The 17,050-nt window shown below is 45.1% G+C and carries 17 protein-coding genes; 12 read left to right on the top strand and 5 right to left on the bottom strand.

What is annotated here, in order from left to right; translation table 11 throughout:
* Positions 1–34: 34 nt before the first annotated feature.
* Positions 35–523, bottom strand: coding sequence for a hypothetical protein (locus A6E01_RS18855; protein ID WP_017028432.1), 489 nt, complete (start codon positions 521–523; stop codon positions 35–37).
* A gap of 268 nt (positions 524–791) precedes the next feature.
* Here A6E01_RS18855 and A6E01_RS18850 point away from each other — a divergent pair, with 268 nt between their 5' ends.
* From A6E01_RS18850 to A6E01_RS18835, 4 genes are all read left to right on the top strand, one after another.
* Positions 792–989, top strand: a complete 198-nt coding sequence (locus tag A6E01_RS18850; RefSeq protein WP_017028433.1) for a PA3496 family putative envelope integrity protein — start codon at positions 792–794, stop codon at positions 987–989.
* 268 nt (positions 990–1,257) lie between these two features.
* On the top strand, positions 1,258–2,547 hold the full coding sequence (locus A6E01_RS18845) for an MgtC/SapB family protein (protein WP_017028434.1): 1,290 nt from the start codon (positions 1,258–1,260) through the stop codon (positions 2,545–2,547).
* 97 nt (positions 2,548–2,644) lie between these two features.
* Entirely contained in the window at positions 2,645–2,854 is a 210-nt protein-coding gene (locus tag A6E01_RS18840) for a DUF3283 family protein (protein WP_017028435.1), read from the top strand.
* A gap of 72 nt (positions 2,855–2,926) precedes the next feature.
* Positions 2,927–3,643, top strand: coding sequence for a YebC/PmpR family DNA-binding transcriptional regulator (locus tag A6E01_RS18835; RefSeq protein WP_017028436.1), 717 nt, complete (start codon positions 2,927–2,929; stop codon positions 3,641–3,643).
* Positions 3,644–3,709: 66 nt separating this feature from the next.
* Here the strand turns inward: A6E01_RS18835 and A6E01_RS18830 are convergent, their stop codons facing one another.
* On the bottom strand, positions 3,710–3,892 hold the full coding sequence (locus tag A6E01_RS18830; RefSeq protein WP_065211009.1) for a hypothetical protein: 183 nt from the start codon (positions 3,890–3,892) through the stop codon (positions 3,710–3,712).
* 144 nt (positions 3,893–4,036) lie between these two features.
* Here A6E01_RS18830 and A6E01_RS18825 point away from each other — a divergent pair, with 144 nt between their 5' ends.
* The 4 genes from A6E01_RS18825 (at position 4,037) to A6E01_RS18810 (ending at position 6,776) form a co-directional block, all read left to right on the top strand.
* A complete protein-coding gene (locus A6E01_RS18825; protein ID WP_017243724.1) occupies positions 4,037–4,912 on the top strand; it encodes an NAD(P)-dependent oxidoreductase in 876 nt (291 codons plus the stop codon).
* A 108-nt stretch (positions 4,913–5,020) separates the two neighbouring features.
* On the top strand, positions 5,021–5,377 hold the full coding sequence (locus A6E01_RS18820) for a YibL family ribosome-associated protein (protein WP_017028439.1): 357 nt from the start codon (positions 5,021–5,023) through the stop codon (positions 5,375–5,377).
* A 119-nt stretch (positions 5,378–5,496) separates the two neighbouring features.
* Positions 5,497–6,444 (top strand): M23 family metallopeptidase, encoded by a 948-nt coding sequence (locus A6E01_RS18815; RefSeq protein ID WP_026026155.1) that lies wholly within the window; start codon positions 5,497–5,499, stop codon positions 6,442–6,444.
* 8 nt (positions 6,445–6,452) lie between these two features.
* Positions 6,453–6,776, top strand: a complete 324-nt coding sequence (locus tag A6E01_RS18810) for a bactofilin family protein (protein WP_017028441.1) — start codon at positions 6,453–6,455, stop codon at positions 6,774–6,776.
* A 1,222-nt stretch (positions 6,777–7,998) separates the two neighbouring features.
* Here the strand turns inward: A6E01_RS18810 and A6E01_RS18805 are convergent.
* The 3 genes from A6E01_RS18805 to A6E01_RS18795 all read right to left on the bottom strand — a co-directional run bounded on the left by A6E01_RS18805 (position 7,999) and on the right by A6E01_RS18795 (position 12,768).
* Entirely contained in the window at positions 7,999–10,353 is a 2,355-nt protein-coding gene (locus A6E01_RS18805; protein WP_065211008.1) for a fatty acid cis/trans isomerase, read from the bottom strand.
* A 192-nt stretch (positions 10,354–10,545) separates the two neighbouring features.
* A complete protein-coding gene (locus tag A6E01_RS18800) occupies positions 10,546–11,820 on the bottom strand; it encodes a diguanylate cyclase domain-containing protein (RefSeq protein ID WP_065211007.1) in 1,275 nt (424 codons plus the stop codon).
* Positions 11,821–11,832: 12 nt separating this feature from the next.
* Positions 11,833–12,768 carry a Gfo/Idh/MocA family protein gene (locus A6E01_RS18795; RefSeq protein ID WP_065211006.1) on the bottom strand — a complete coding sequence of 312 codons (936 nt, stop codon included), beginning with the start codon at positions 12,766–12,768 and terminating at the stop codon, positions 11,833–11,835.
* Positions 12,769–12,973: 205 nt separating this feature from the next.
* On the opposite strand from A6E01_RS18795, the gene A6E01_RS18790 reads away from it, so the two are divergent.
* The 4 genes from A6E01_RS18790 to A6E01_RS18775 all read left to right on the top strand — a co-directional run bounded on the left by A6E01_RS18790 (position 12,974) and on the right by A6E01_RS18775 (position 17,045).
* A complete protein-coding gene (locus A6E01_RS18790; RefSeq protein WP_065211005.1) occupies positions 12,974–13,627 on the top strand; it encodes a hypothetical protein in 654 nt (217 codons plus the stop codon).
* Between the two features lie 78 nt (positions 13,628–13,705).
* The gene (locus A6E01_RS18785) at positions 13,706–14,434 is read left to right on the top strand and encodes a hypothetical protein (RefSeq protein ID WP_065211004.1); all 729 of its coding nucleotides are present in this window, start codon (positions 13,706–13,708) and stop codon (positions 14,432–14,434) included.
* Between the two features lie 216 nt (positions 14,435–14,650).
* Positions 14,651–16,075, top strand: coding sequence for a TolC family protein (locus A6E01_RS18780; protein WP_065211003.1), 1,425 nt, complete (start codon positions 14,651–14,653; stop codon positions 16,073–16,075).
* Positions 16,065–17,045: an HlyD family secretion protein gene (locus A6E01_RS18775; RefSeq protein WP_065211002.1), complete on the top strand. Its 981-nt coding sequence runs from the start codon at positions 16,065–16,067 to the stop codon at positions 17,043–17,045. Before A6E01_RS18780 ends, A6E01_RS18775 begins: the two co-directional genes overlap by 11 nt.
* Positions 17,046–17,050: the final 5 nt, after the last annotated feature.

Here is a 17,050-nt window from a genome sequence, read left to right as displayed (position 1 = left end):
TCATGCTTCCGCATAGATCTTGTAAACCCAAGATCTATGCGGATTTATTCGCCCCTCGTGAGGGCTTCAACACAGGGATCGGCGCTTCATTGAGCGGATAAAGCGTTAAGAACTTAACGTGTGATTCAATTTGATTGCTTAACTCAGCGCGCCACGCCTTTCCATGTTGCTTCTTGCAAAACTCAACGATCAATACCATGACCTGCTCAAGCCTACGACAGCAGCATAAACGAATGTTTTGATCCACTTCAGCCCGGCTGATCACCTGCTCCAATCGACCTTGTGCTAAACACAGATAAGAGTAGGCCGCCTCAAGCTCTGCCTGCTCTAAGTGATGTTGATACATACGAGCACAACCATCAAGCCAACAGCCAAGCCCTTGACTCTGCTCGATCGACAATTCCGGCCCCCATAATTCTTGGGGAGGATCATTGATCAATTGAGCCAAAACCTTCACTTGATCATGCTTCCGCGTTTTGTGGCACTGCGAAAACTGTTGTTGCCATTGATCTAGCCGAGTCACAAGAATCGTTCCTTTTTTGAGCATTATTATTTGTAAGTGTAAATCAATATTGACTAAAATGTGACCAAATACAGACGCTGTCCACAAAACAAAAAAGGCGGTGATAACCCCATCACAGATCGATTCAAATTTTCTTAACACAAGATTGCTAGATTGCTATCAATACAGAGGTCAGAGGAGCTTAGCGCATACATGACCAGCGCCGCTTCTACTGTATATCACAAGGCAAAAACGCCTTATATTTTATTGTTATTTCAGGAGCAAAGTGATGTCTATTAATTCTATCAGCCGAGAAGAGATGCAAGGTCTCGCGGGTTCGTGGGATGAATTGAACGCCACCCCCGAAGCCACTTCGAATAAACAGCTAAAATCTGCAGAGGCAAGACGCCGAATAGAACAAATGCGCGAAATCAGGGAAAGCGGATTGACACTGGAAGAGGCTCGCGAGTTGGGGTTACTACACTAATTCCACGCGAGACTAGTACGCTCAGCAATGGGCATATGACAAAAATTACTCTGTCGTATTGTTTTTATTTTCAACTTAAAATACGACACAAGAACGCATGTACTCGTTACAAGGGTATGTGCGTTTTTTTATGCGTTTCTTTTCTCCTAGGTCAAAGAAAAATCTCTCCCTTGGCATAAAATAATCATAAGTGTGCGTAGGGTCTGTTGACCTTTTGCGATTAAAAATAACCTCAAAAGATCAACAGCCCCTATTACAAAGGTGGACTATGAACATTAGTGATCTTGTAACGAATGAACACCTCATCTGGAACCTGTTCATTGCTCTGTTATTGGGCGTAATAATCGGTACTCAGAGAGGCTGGGTAATGCGACATAGGGTTGAAGGCAGTCGTGTGGCCGGTATTCGTACTTACTCGCTGGTGAGCTTGCTAGGCGGCTTGATAGCAACGCTAGCCAGTCTCTACTCGCCCTTACTTATCGGCTTTGGTTTGATTGCGCTGGTCTTATTGGCCTGTATTGCCTTTGTGATGAAGCAAAAGCGAAGTGAAGACATCAGCATCACTGGCGTAGTGAGCCTGCTAATCACCTTTATCATTGGCTGCCTTGCTGTTTCTGGTGAAGCAGTCTTAGCGGCGGTGGCGGCGGTGCTTACCGCTGTGGTACTGGACAATAAAAAAGAACTTCACCAAGCCCTGCAAAAGCTTCAAGAGTACGAACTGGATGCAGCGCTGCGCTTACTCCTTATTTCCATTGTGATGCTCCCCCTTCTGCCAAACCAATCTTACGGCCCTTGGAATGCCCTCAACCCTTATGAGATTTGGTGGATGGTGGTGCTCATTGCCAGCATTTCCTTTGTTGGTTATTTTGCGATAAAAATTGGTGGCGCTAAGCGAGGGATACTATTCACTTCTGTGTTTGCAGGTTTGAGCTCCTCTACCGCTCTCACCCTGCAGTTTTCTCAGCTCTCTCGAGAGCAAGCCAATATTAGCCCGTTACTCGCCAGTGGCATCTTGCTTTGCTGCGGCACTATGTTCCCACGCTTACTGGTTGTATTGTCGGTAATAAACCCTGATCTGGTAATGCTGATTTGGCCCATAATCTTACTCATGATGATCGTACTGTATGTGCCTGCTTGGTGGATATGGCGCAGTTGTGAGGTGGATAATGTGGAGCAGAATAATAAGCAGACCAATCCACTTGCTTTGCGTTCGGCGCTGTTTTTTGGTGCGGTATTAGCGGTGATCATCCTGCTTTCCCATGTACTCTCCAATTGGTTTGGGGATGCGGGCGTGCTTATGCTGTCGGCACTATCAGGTATTACTGATGTTGATGCTATTTCCCTTGCTCTAGGGCGTCAGAGCACAGAGTCGTTAAGTGTTATGGTTGCGTCTATTGGCGTTATTATCGCCGCGTCAGTGAATACCCTAGTTAAAATGGGCATGGTGGTGGCGATAGGGGACAAGAAGCTCTGGTATCGAGTGGCGCCTGTTATGACCGCATGCGTTGCTGTTGGTGGGGGAGTTTCTGTTATTGTCTTTGGTATCACCAGCGCCTAACTTCAAACTTTCTATTTACAGTGTAAATTAACGCGTTTTTTCTCATCTCAGATTTGTGCTATATTACGCGTCACGAATTCGTAGTAAAAAACCTCACATGTCGATAAATCTTTCTGATCTTCCTGCTGAAGATAAATACCGCGTAGAGTTGGACAAACAAGCATCTTATTTGGTGTGGAAGGTCAAACACTCGCAGGGCACTGAATTAGATATTTCAGAGCAACGCAGCAAGCTTAAGACCGAACAACACGTGCTTTGGTTTGACGAGTCTGTTTCGAAGTATCGACAGATGATGAATTTAGGGTAGTTTTTATCACTCATTGGCTGGCCGATGAGTGTGACTTTTTCTGAGACACATAGAATTAGAGAGTAGATCCCGATGGGAAGAAGTTTTGAAGTGCGCAAGGCCTCAATGGCCAAAACAGCTGGCGCAAAAATTAAGGTTTATTCTAAGTACGGTAAAGAAATTTACATGTGTGCAAAGAACGGTGGTTCAGATCCAGACATGAATTTGTCTCTAAAGCACCTAATCACAAAAGCGAAGAGAGACCAGGTTCCTGCGCACGTTATCGATAAAGCTATCGATAAAGCGACCGGGGGTGGTGGCGAAGACTACCAACCTGCACGTTACGAGGGCTTTGGTCCTGGTGGCACTAGCGTTATCGTTGATTGCCTAACGGACAACGGCAACCGTACCTTCCAAGACGTACGTCAATGCTTCGTGAAAACAGGCGCTAAAATTGGTGTAGAAGGTTCTGTTTCTCACATGTTTGATCACCAAGCTGTGTTCCAGTTTAAAGGTGATGATGACGAAGTGATCCTTGAAACACTAATGATGGACGACGTTGATGTGACTGACGTTGAAGTTGAAGACGGTGTTGTGACTGTTTTTGCTCCGCATACAGAGTTTTTCAAGACCAAGACTGCACTAATCGGTGCTTTCCCTGAGCTAATTTTGGATGTGGAAGAGATCACTTTCGTTCCACAAACTCACACTCCAGTAGCCGGCGAAGACGCAGAGAAATTCCAGAAGTTCCTAGACCTTCTAGACGACTGTGACGACGTTCAGCAGGTTTACCATAACGCTGAGTTGTAATCATGTGTGATTGAGAATGCTTTATAAAAAGTCATTCTCAACCAGATACAAGTGAAGAGAGCAGGCCTAAGGCTTGCTCTTTTTTTCGCCCGGAATTTCTCCGCCGAGGCGCTTGCACTCATTGATGGCAATGGTGCCTTTATATTTGCCATCAATGTAGCAAGGCACCGAAGGGACGCCTCCTGTGCCATAGCCTGCCACTGTGAGGGGTGAGATGAGTAAAGCGAGCGCTATTAATATCCACTTCATATTGAATCCTCCATGCATGTCATCTCTTACGAAACCCTTTAACTTAAAGTGCAGTTATTAAATCAAAGTATTCACCCTTGGAACGTTCATTTTCCCCGCTACGTGTTAATCTGAGTGCAGTTGCAGGTATAAAAGGAGTGAGTAATGCGAATCAGTTTTCTAGGTTTGGGTGTCATGGGTTACCCAATGGCGGGTCATTTGGTTAAGGCGGGCTTTGAGGTTCGTGTTTATAACCGCACCACTGCTAAGGCAGAGCAATGGGCCAAGGAGTATGCAGGGCAAGCCGTCGCGACTGTAGCAGAGTGTGTTGAAGATGCCGATGTAGTCTTGGTGTGCGTCGGCAATGACGATGATGTTCGTAGCGTCACTACCTCAGCGACCGGTGCTATCGCCAACATGAAGGCGGGCGCTATTTTGGTTGACCATACGACAACATCAGCCAACCTTGCGGAAGAGCTGCTAGAAGCCACCGCTAAAGCCAACCTAAGATTTATTGATGCTCCTGTTTCTGGTGGTCAAGCGGGTGCTGAAAATGGCGTGCTCACTGTAATGTGTGGCGGCGACCCATCTGACTTTGATGCGATGCAGCCAGTGTTTGATGCCTACGCCAAATCTTCTGTGCTGATGGGCAAAGCAGGGCAGGGACAAAGAGCGAAGATGGTGAATCAAATTTGTATAGCGGGTGCTCTGACAGGTCTGTCTGAAGGCTTGTTGTTGGCCGAGAAATCTGGCTTGGATGTTCATACCTTGGTGGATTGTCTAAAGAATGGTGCGGCAGGATCTTGGCAGATGGAAAACCGTGCTAATACTATGGCGCAAGATAAGTTCGACTTTGGCTTTGCCATTGACTGGATGATCAAGGATCTTGGCTTTTGTTTAGAAGAAGCGAAACAACACGATCTTAAACTTCCATTAACAGAAGCAAGCACTGAAGCTTACAAAGCGCTTTCTGCTGAAGGTTTAGGTCGCATGGATACCTCGGTATTACTCAAAGCGATACGCAAACAAGCGGAATCCTAAGCTTTTCTTAATCAAATTGTCGTCTCCGTGGCAAACACACTATATACTTCACGTATTCCACTTAACGTGCCGTCCTATGACGGCACGTTTTTTTACTAGGAGCGGCAAATGTCTGCAAAGAAAGAAATTCAAAACCTGAACAACCGCATTGATAAGTGCAAACACAAACTAGCGGCTGCTATCTCTCGTCGTGATCAAAGCATCATTACTCAGTTTGAGCAAGAGATCACTAAGCTAGAAAAGCAGGTTGCACAGCTTAAGCACAAAGAAAGCTACGATCTAAACAAAGAACGTAAAGAGCTATCGGATAAGCCGTTTTCTCGTCCAATCACTAAGCAAGAACAAGCTGACATGGGCCAACTGAAGCGCCGTGTTAAGGGCATTGTTGTTGTTCACCCACTGACTAAACTGGGTAAAGCACTGCGTATCGATGAAGTGACAGGCTTTGCAGACAAAGAGTTTTAATTTCCTAAATTCGTTGAAATTACCCTAACCCGCCATAAATGACAGGTAAAACTTGCTGATCCTGTCATTTTGAGTAAACTACGCGTCCGGTTAAAAATTAAACAGTTAGTAAGGTGCGAATGAAAGAGCATGTAATAGTCACAGTTTCCACTGTCGATGGAACTCGTCATTTCCAGATGGGTAAATTATTACAACAATGCCTTAAGGGCTTTGGCTACTTTTTTATTGCCGCAATTATTGCGGGTGGCGCTGCTATTTACTATCTGAACAATGAGGTCGACTTCGCCCTTTTGAAGCAGACTGAATTGCAAAACCGTTCTTTAGAGTTAAGCGAAGAAGTTGAACAGCTGCAAAACCTGAAGGTAGAGCTTGAAGGGGACCTAGGTGCACGCGAAGAGCGATTGCAGCAGGTTTCCGATAGGTTAGGGGACCTGGAAGTGGTTCTTGGCGTTGCTGAAAAAGATGGCGAATTAGAAAGCCGTCTTGATGCAGCCGCGGTAACTTCTTCTGTACGCCTCTATATGCTGAATAATATACCGAACGGCTCCCCAGTAGGCGACGTGCGAGTTTCCTCACATTACGGCTATCGAATTCACCCTAAAACGGGCAGAAAAACCCTACATCGTGGTATAGATTATGCCGTGAACACAGGGGCACCGATCTATGCTACTGCAGATGGTGTTGTTGAGGTTGTTAGACCAAGCAAAACAGGTTCGGGTAATTTCCTGCGATTACAGCACTCTTACGGGTTCTCTACATCTTATTCTCACTTGCAGAAATTTAAGGTGAAATCTGGAGAATTTGTTGAGAAAGGACAGCTTATTGCTTATTCAGGCAATACGGGTTTCTCAACCGGCCCACACCTTCACTATGAAATTCGCTTTGTAGGCCGCGCACTGGATCCATTGGCATTCCATGAATGGAGCGCAGCAAACTTTGAAACATTATTTGAAAAAGAACGAGGTATTAGATGGGACTCTTTGGTCAAAAGGATAGAAAACCGAGCAAGCAATCAGCTACAACTCTCATCGCAAAAGGCTGCCAAGTCGAAGGCCAATTCAAGCTAGAGAGTGATATGCACGTTGATGGCACGGTCATTGGCCAAGTCAGTGTTGAGCAATCTCTAATCGTTAGCCAATCAGGCCGAGTTATCGGTGATATCTTCGCTGGTAAGGTGATTGTGAATGGCATTATTGAAGGCTCATGCCATGCAACCTCAATCGAAATTTTAGAAAATGGTCAGGTACAAGGCACTATCTACACTGACGACCTAAGCATAGAGCGCGGCGGAAAATTCAACGGCGACACTAAACCATCTGAGAAAGAACAAGTGGTTGAACTGGGTTCAAAAGACAAGCCAGAAGATGCGAAAAGCACTAAGCAGGCTGTGAACAGCTAGCTTGATAGAATACAAGTTTCGAGAAGGGCACTTTACACTGTAAAGTGCCCTTTTTTGTGGGTTTTATAGCTCTTGATTATCAAACTATAAGTGGTAGCTATGTGCTCACTAAGATCCTAGATATTTACAGCGTAAATTCTAGGATGACGGCTGTTGTTGGTTTTAAGGGCATTGTGCCGAATCCTACACAATAACGTCATTCTGGAATTTGCAACGCAAATATCCAGAACCTTCGAGAGTGCCATAAGCAAGTTATGTGCTCACTAAGATCCTAGATATTTACTGCGTAAATTCTAGGATGACGGCTTTTGTTGATTTTAAGCACAATGCCGAATCCTGCCCCATAACGTCATTCTGGAATTTGCAACGCAAATATCCAGAACCTTAGAGAGTGCCATAAGCAAGTAATGTGCTCACTAAGATCCTAGATATTTACTGCGTAAATTCTAGGATGACGGCTGTTGTTGAATTTAAGGACATTGTGCCGAATCCTACCCCATAACGTCATTCTGGAATTTGCAGAGCAAATATCCATAACCTTAGAGAGTGCAGTAATCAAGCTATGTGCTCACTAAGATCCTAGATATTTACTGCGTAAATTCTAGGGTGACGGTTGTTGTTGATTTTAAGCACAATGCCGAATCCTGCCCCATAACGTCATTCTGGAATTTGCAGAGCAAATATCCATAACCTTAGAGAGTGCAGTAATCAAGCTATGTGCTCACTAAGATCCTAGATATTTACTGCGTAAATTCTAGGGTGACGGTTGTTGTTGATTTTAAGCACAATGCCGAATCCTGCCCCATAACGTCATTCTGGAATTTGCAACGCAAATATCCAGAACCTTCGAGAATGCCATAAGCAAGCAATGTGCTTACTAAGATCCTAGATATTTACTGCGTAAATTCTAGGATGACGGCTGTTGTTGATTTTAAGAACATTGCACCGAATCCTACACAATAACGTCATTCTGGAATTTGCAACGCAAATATCCAGAACCTTAGAGAGTGCAGTAATCAAGCCAAGTGCTCACTAAGATCCTAGATATTTACTGCGTAAATTCTAGGATGACGGTTGTTGTTGGTTTTGAGGGCATTGTGCCGAATCTAGCTCATAACCTCATTCCGGAAATTGCAGCGCAATTATCCGGATTGGCGGCCCAGCGGAATCTTGGGGGGCACATATCGTGGTATATGCCCCCTAAGGTCTAATGAACAATACCTTAGCGATTCTGAAAGCGGTTATAGTCCAGCAGGCCGTATTCAATGGGCTGGTCTTTCTCATACCAAGCGTGAATCTTGTCGCTGAACGGCCAGAATTTGATGTCGGTACGTCTTATGGCAAAACGATCCAACAGCTCTTCGTAATCGTCATCATCTTCTACTTCGCGAATGAGTGTGATTAGCTCGGGGATTTCACGCTCTTGCAGGCTCAAGAATGCGGCAGGATAGCTGCCTAAGACGCCGTTTACGAGCGTAAAGGTGTCTTTTTCGGGGTTACGATTATCGTCTTCACTAAACAGGCTAGAGATGTTGGTGTGTGCGTTGCTGTGAATTAAGGTAAACACATGTTGCTTGCCATTGTCTGCTTCTATGTTGATAGTGATCAGCTGTGGGAAGTACTCTATTCCGCCGCCAACAAAGCTGCTCACTTCTTGCAGCATTACCTCACTCTCTCGTTTTAACGGCGTATCTGTGACTTCGTAGCGCTTATCGAGTATTGGGGACACTTTATTTGTTAGCAGAGTCAGCAATTCAGTCTTAGGGTCATTGGTGCGGTATTCAATCCCAGACTCCTGATCGAATGGCTTAGCATTGCGCGTTAGGTAGTCGGTAAACTCGATAGATTGGCCCTCATACCAGCTAGACAAAATGTCGTGTCGTGACTCTTTAGGCAACAAGGCAATAAAGTTGGTTTCCCCTTCAATTCGCAGTAAATCCATATACATACGGGTGATAAGCTGGTGGCCAAAGTTGCCGTAGATATCAAAGCCAGCCACTAACAGGTAATGGATGCGTTCAAGCAATGAGTAATCTATAACCCAGGCTGTCTTGGGTTGATTGCCAACCAGACCTTTAGCGACGGTAGCACTGTCAAAATGTCGGAATATGGTCAGTGCCGCATTAGGGTTCTTTTCTGCACCGCCATCCCAGATGATATCAATATCTAGGTGCTCTCCATTCTTGAAGTAGTCGTTCATGAAGTTGGTTTTTTCAGTCAAATAGACAGACTGAGCTTTAGAAAATTCGATCCAATTGAACAGTGGCGTTGTGTTGCTATCCAACTGCCCAGGCAGCTTCATATTCTTTGCTTGAGAGCGAAGGAATGTGGTCGCCGTTTTATTATCAACTCGTCCTGGGTTGGTGAAGAATACCCAGAAATGATCATTGATAACGTTGAGTGCAAGCTGCCCGCGACATACCGGTCCTTTGATAAAGGCCATAATGGTATTTTGCGCTTCATCAAGCAGAAACTGATAGCGAGAATCCACGGGAATATCCGCGAAGGCTAATATGGGGTTGGAGGCTACTTTTAGCTGGTAACTTGGCAACTTAGTGATGGTATAGTCTTCTTTGTCGAACCACTTCAACCATTTTTCCATTCGTTCAGCATTAAGAGCGAATGGCATGTGGGTCTTATCTACAATCGTTTCACGCTCTCTGATCAATCGATAGTAGACACGATCCACTTGCGGGTTGCCATAAGGCCTGCGAGTGGAAATACGTTTTACAGGCTCGCCAGGGGGCGTTGATGAGCGTACAAGATTAAAGAACAGCTTCTCTTCATGATCGGAGAAATAAAGATGAGACAGGAATAGGTGTTCATAGATATAGCGACTGCTGAGTTGACGCTTTAGGCCATCTTGATTGAAGTACGCCTCCCATTTATCCACCGCGTTTTGTTGCTCTTCAGTTAAAGGGGGAAGTTTGGACATACTTGCCCCTTGGCGCAACCACGCAAGCAGGGTTTGTTGCTCATCATTAGCAAGTGCTGGCATGCCATAAGGCATACCGCCGAGCGGCTGTTCTTCTTTGTACGCTTGGATTGAATCAGAGGTAGGGCAAACAAAGGTGCGATCTAGACTAAAGTCAAAATCATCGTCGTCCAAAATTACGTCATCAGGTAAAGGAAACTCTTCTTTTTGGATAAGTAGCTGCGCCATAACACCGGCTTCAATATTGGCATCTCTGCGTTGCAGGCGCTCATTGAGCACGGGATAAAACTCGTGTGTGCGCCACTCTTCTGTAGAGTGAGCATCTTCATACAGGCGGGTGGGCTTGGTCGCGGTTAGGCGAGCTCCCTGATACACCAATGCGGTGGTTGCGCCGCGATCTATTCCCTCAGGAGAGGTGAGCTTTAACTGACATGGGGCATCGTAGCAGGCGTGACAAACCACGCAGCGCTTGTCGAGAATGGGTTGTACTTCATCGATAAAGTATTGGGCTTGTGAGAAGTCATGCTCGACCATTCGGTCTTGAACTTTTTCGGGGCCAAACAGCTCCTCAAAGTTTAACCCGACAAAAGAAGCACAGCCTGAGAAGGCAACGATGAAGGCAATCAGCGCGTACTTTTTCATTAACGTCCGTATCCTTGATAAAAGTGACTCCTATAATGATGGTCGCAACTATACAGAGAGTCAAAAATATACGAGATGTTACAGGCAGTTAACGTGTATTTAAATACGTATCCTTGTGTGTGAAGCTAGATACTGGTTTACATATAAAAAAGGCCAGCTGAGCTGGCCTTTGACGATGATATAGAAAGAGAGTTAGGCGCTATACAGCTCGACTTTGCCTTGTTTCGCTTGCTTGGAACGGTACATAGCCTTATCTGCATTATCCACTAGCACCGAAGGATCTGACGTATCTGCAGGCGCGACAGAAACCCCAATACTGAAGCGAACGTCAATGTGTTGTCCCTTATGTGAAATAGGCTTACGAATACTATCAACCAAGTTACTGACAATTTGTGAGACATCTTCTTGGTATCGAACCATGGGTAGCAGTACCACAAACTCATCACCGCCATAGCGATAAACGCGATCTGAACTGCGCACGGTTTCTTTGAGTCGCTGCGCGACAGTTTGCAATAGTATGTCTCCATATTCATGCCCAAGCTGGTCATTAATGTCCTTAAATCCATCCATATCGATGAAGCACAGCGCTACAACCTTCTCGTCTAGTTGGCTATACGCAATCGCCTCTTCAATATCAGAGTACAAGGTTATCCGATTATAGACGCCTGTTAGTTCGTCGGTATGCGCCTTGGTGTGAAGGTCGGAGTGGCGCTGGTGGATACTTTCGCTCATTTTGTAGAAGCGTCCCATGAGATACCCAATCTCATCTCGAGGAAGGTAATCCACCACATCTTGCCTTTTCCCTTGCTCTACTTTTTGTGTTGCATCCATCAGCTTGGTCAGTGGATTAAACAGAGTGCGGTTAACCGTCACTACAGTAAAAAAGGCCAAAAACAGCATCACAATGGTCTCTATCACTATCATCATAGTGATGTAAGCACGCGCTTCTCGATAGTCCCCTTTGCGCTCTTCTAGCAATCGCTTTTCTTCGGCATTAAATGAAGACAGATTGCGGCGAATGTTATCCATGTACTTTTTGCCTACATTGGTACGCACCATCTCTATCGCTTCAGCAGGTTGCTCATTGTAGAGGCTAATGCTGAACGCCAACTCTTCAAGCTTGCTGTCGATATCCTCAACCAACTCGTCAAGCAATTCTTGCTGCTGTGGATTGTCCGATGTGAGGCTTTTTAAGTCACCCCAGATGGATTTGATCTCATCTCGAGAACGAAAATAGGGCTCCAGATAATAGCTTTGCCCTGTGAGTAGATAGCCTCTTTGTCCAGTTTCTGCATCAGAAATAGCATTGAGTAAATCCCCTGAGGTTTGCATAACTTCATTGGTATGGATAACCCATTGCAGTTTGTTTTCGCTGCGGGATTCAAGAAAGTAAATGAAGCCGATATTGGCTATTGAGAAAAAGAACAAAGTCCCTAATAGCAGCTTAAGTTTGTTTTTTATGGTCACGGCTATAATCCTTTATTTGCGTGATACTTGTTGTGTTATGTGTTCACATAGCGCGTCTGCAAGGCGGTGTGATGCGATATTTCGCTCAACAATAGTGGCGTCTAGATGCCCTGAGTTCACCACCTCTAACCAGTGGGTCATCATATGATGGAAGCCTTTACTTTCGAGCATCGGCGTCCAGTCTTTAAGGCTCACATTCGTTTCTTGATTTTCTTTCCAGCATTTTCCTGAAACGAAAGAGTCGAATTCGTATGCTTTATTCTGATAGCAGGCACTTACTCTCTCTCGGGTGATGCCAAATTGTCGGTTCATGCTGGCACGTAGCAAAGTGTCGCCAACCTGCCACTGCACATCAATACGTGCGAGCTTATTGCCTTCCATCTGATGAGTAATATGCAGGTCATCGAGAGTAGACTGAGCATTGAGGTTTACGCTATCAAGCGGGTGAATAAAATCATCAAAGATGAAGGTGCGAATATCCCCAGTAAGATCGTATCGGTTTTTTCCCCAATGCAGTGACCTAAGCTCCCCTACATCGTGCCTGTTAAGCTCAGGAATGTATTGGTTATAGAGAGGGATGTGTCGACGGTTAAAGCCCACATACAAAGGCACATTGTGCTTCTGCGCAGTTTCATAAAGCATCTCAACATCGGCAATATTGTCTGCTAAAGGCTTATCGACAAACGTCGGTATTCCGCGCTCAAGAAAGAACTTTGCTATTGCAGCGTGCGCGGAAGTTGCCGCATGAATCATTACCGCATCAACTCTAAGTGCGAGCAATTGTTGATAATCATTGCACGATTGCTTGATTCGATATTGTTGGCACAGTTCGTCCAACACAGGCTGTGAGCGAGTACAGAGTATCCACTCTACGTTGGGTAGTTGGGTAACATGAGGAAGGTATGCCTTCTGTGCAATATCACCTAAGCCAATGATTCCTATCTTCATTTTTTATTCCATTCGTTTAGTTAAGCTCACTTTAGCAGAGTCTCGAGCGTAAAAACTATTCTTCCTTTGTCAGAGAGAGAAATAGCATGATATCGATCTAGATATTTATATTAGAAATTTCAGGTTTGTACTTTGCCTTATTTTTATGAACTCACGAATTGTGCAAAATAGCGTCATCAAGTCGATACACTATTTGGAAATAAATATGAAAAAGTCTTTAACTCTAGTTGCTTTATTCTCTGTGGCCGTGATTACCGGATGTTCTTCTTCAGAGCCAACGCGTGCTGAACAGGCTAAAGAGAAGGTACAGGATGTGGTTGAAGCATATGGATATGATCCTGAGTACGGCAATGATGCACCAGTGCCACCTGCGGAAAACCCAATTCGCGATACTGAAAAAATTGATGAAGTAAAAGAAGCGGTTCAAGCAGCAAAAGACGCCATTGCAATAAATGACGGCAGCTTTGAAAACGATGTGCCAAAAGAGAACCCTACGTTGCAGTGGAAAGGTGAGCTAGCGAGAACTGAGGGTGACGGGACGAAGATCTACACGATATCCAACAATGGCGTTCCCGTTGCTGAAGTCGAGATGAAACCAGACGGTACCGGCACCATTACGATCACGGATCCCGACAACATTCGTGAAACCAAAGTGATTGCAGAGATTGTGAAGCTTGATGGCCACAATGCGTATTACGTCGAGGGTGATGCAGGCAATGACTATGTGATCATCAATGGCAAGCCGATCAAAGTTGATGGTGAGCGTCTACAAGACATGAGCGCCATTGATAAACAGCAACTGAAGCGCAAGGCTCAACGAGTAAAGCAAAAAATACAGGCACATCGCATTAGCGGTTAATGGTCTAATTCTAGCTTAGGAAGGCTCTAAAGATGGTTATCTGCAGAGCCTTTTTTGTATCTTGTTGATGGAGTTTGAATGAAGTCTTTTTGGTCAATGGTTATCTGTATGCTTTTTTCCTCAAATGCATTGGCTGCACTTGAGGATGTCAGCGTGAATCTGCAAGCGTCTCAATATGATGGCGAGTATTTGGGCGTTGCCGGTATTGGTTATGATTTTACAGAGCACTTTTCTGCCTCTGTTGATATTGATACAGACAGATACCTTGAGGTTGGCGCTTCTTACTCAACAATTATAGATACATGGTATCTCGAGACCTACGTCCGCTATGGCTTTGGCGATGAATTAACAGCGCAGGCATCAGACGGAAGTGAGCTTGAATATCAAACGCATATCTACGATGTTGGATTCTTGGCGGGCAAAGCACTAAGTAACAGCGTGTTTGCCTATCTAGATACCTCGCTTCAGTACCGTAACCCTAGCCACAATATAGACCTGCCGGCCTTCGTTGACGATAGTTCGCTCGCTTATGAACTGAGTCAGCAGACAGAATGGAACAACACATTAGCGGTGGACTATACGCCTGTAGAGTGGTTGAGCCTTGGAGCGAGCTATAACTTTGACCTGTTATTAGGCGATCATCCCTATGATGAGAGCTTGAGGGATAGCATGGATGTATCTGTGACACTGAATCTTCCCTACGTTACACCATATGTGAGATACACAAAGGGTGAGTACCGAGTGCGTCCAGGACGACCTGTGCAAGATTCTAGTTATACGGAGGTCGGATTCTACTTTAACTTTTAAGATCGGATTGCGAATGAGGAGCGTATAGTGGTCACAGCATTGATATCTATAATTGTATAATTGCATGAAAAATATACATTTTCGCTTTTTGTTGACGCAAGATTGTGTAATAACCAACTACACTTATCAGATATCTGTATGGCTCGTTGTTTTAATACCTGAGATAAATTAGAGTATATGCTCTAATTTTGAGGTGTAAACACCACAAGGAAGAGTGTGAAGTTGAAATTTAAACGTATTGTCACGGTATTAGCCTGTAGTGTTGCACTGCCTATATATGCTCAAGAGTTATCTTTTTCTCAAGCTTGGCAAGTGGTGCAAAAGCAAAATAATTCGTTAGCGGCAGGGCAGGCGAATGTCGATCGCTACCAGAACTTACAAAGTGCTAAGAAAAGTCTGAACCTCCCATCGGTTACCTTGAGTGCAAATTACACTCGCCTTGATGATGATGTCACCTTAAGCGGTGAGCAGTTAGCCGATAGCATTACCACTCCCGCGGCATTGCCGCCTATTTCTATTCCTTTTCTTGCCAACTCTTATTCAACCATTGCTGAAAAAGATGTGTTTACCTCATCAATAAGAGCGGTGTGGCCAATCTTTACCGGCGGGAAGATCATTTCAGCTCAATCGATTGCTGAAGCTCAAACCGATGAAGCGCGCGCTCAGTTAGAAATGGAGCGTCAAGCGCGATATGAGGACCTAGCAAAGTACTATTTTGGTGTGGTGCTCTCTAGACAAGTGGTGCAAACCTATCAATCGGTTGAAAAAGGCTTAGAGCAACATGCGGAATTTGCTGAAAAACTGCAGCAACAAGGGCAGATAGCTCGTGTTGAGAAACTGCAAGCTGATGCCTCGTTAGCGAAAGCGCAAGTCGATCGCAAAAAATCTGAGAGAGACTTACAAATTGCTGTGAGTGCACTGACTCAAATCTTGAATCAATCAGAAACGGTCAACCCTAGCAGTGAACTATTTGTGAATAATAACTTGCCACCATTAAGCGCCTTTACCAACGAAACGTTGGCGAGTTATCCCGGTTTGTCTATTTTAGATGCCAAAGAAAAACAAGCGAAAGGGCTTACCGATGTACAAAAAGGGAAGTACTACCCTGATGTGTATTTGTATGGTGATTACAGCTTGTATGAGGATGATTCTTTAGCGGCTCAGCTAACCCCTGATTGGTTCGTTGGGGTTGGTGTGAGTATTCCACTGTTAGAAAACAGTGGTCGTTCTGGTCAGCTTGAAGCGGCCCACAGCGCCGTGTTGCAAGTTTCTCATCTGCGAGCCCAAGCTAAGCAAGACTTATCGGTATTGGTGCAAAAGACTTATTTGGAAGCTGAGCAGTCGTTGGAAGAAGTACAGGGTTTAGAGACCAGCATTGATCTCGCTGAAGAAAATCTTCGTTTACGTAGAAAGATGTTTAGTCAGGGGTTATCAAATTCATTGGATGTAGTTGATGCTGAACTCTATTTAGCCAGCATTCAAACCCAGCAGCATGTGGCTCGTTTTAATTACCTTATTTCACTGAATAAACTTCTTGCGCTCAGTGGCAAGATGAACACCTTTGATCAATATGAAAGTCGTTCGATTACAGCCTCATCCTCAAGCACAGCGGGCAATCAAGGAGAAAACAATGTCAACTAAGAAACCAATCGCAGTGGTTGCGATTGCCCTTGCAGGCCTTGTCGGTTATGGCTTTTACGAGGCCTATAAGCCTGAGCCAATCCGCATTCAGGGTCAAATGACCGCACAGCAATACAGTATCTCTTCTAAAGTGCCTGGACGCATCGACACCATCAACGTAAAAAGTGGCGATAACATCAAGAAAGGCGACCTTATCTTTACCATCTATAGTCCTGAAATTGAGGCTAAGTTAGAGCAGGCAAAAGCCGGACAAGAAGCTGCGGGCGCGTTGGCACAAGAAGCGGAAAATGGAGCGAGAGTTCAACAAATCGCGGCTGCACGTGACCAGTGGCGCAAAGCGAAGGCTGCTGCAGAGTTAATGGAAAAGACCTATCGCCGAGTGGATAACCTTTATCAAGATGGGGTAGTGGCAGAGCAAAAACGTGATGAGACCTTTACCCAATGGCAGGCGGCAAAATATACCCAGAATGCGGCTTACCAAATGTACCTTTTAGCACAAGAGGGCGCGCGCACTGAGACCAAGAAAGCCGCCAGTGAGAAGGAACGTATGGCTGCAGGTGCGGTTGCGGAAGTAGAAGCATACGTTGCGGATACAAAAATTGAGAGCTGGTTTGATGGCGAGGTATCTCAGGTATTGCTTCACAGCGGCGAACTTGCACCGCAAGGCTTCCCTGTAGTAACCGTCGTTGATACGCAGGATTCATGGGCGGTATTCAATGTCCGCGAAGACCTGTTACAGCATTTTGAAAAGGGAACTGAAATCAGCGCCTTTGTACCAGCACTGAATAAAGACGTTCGCTTTCGCATTGCGCACATTTCCGTCATGGGCGACTTTGCAACCTGGAGAGCTACAGACAGTAGCCAAGGATTTGACTTGCGCACCTTTGAAGTGGAAGCTCGCCCAGTTGAAGAGCCAGAGCAGTTTCGCATTGGCATGAGTGTTGTGTTAACGCTAGACGAGACTGAGTAATCCCC

This window comes from Vibrio breoganii (assembly GCF_001677275.1).
Lineage (GTDB): Bacteria > Pseudomonadota > Gammaproteobacteria > Enterobacterales > Vibrionaceae > Vibrio > Vibrio breoganii.
Note: the sequence above shows the minus strand (reverse complement) of the source record. Positions and strands in the feature narration are given on the sequence as shown.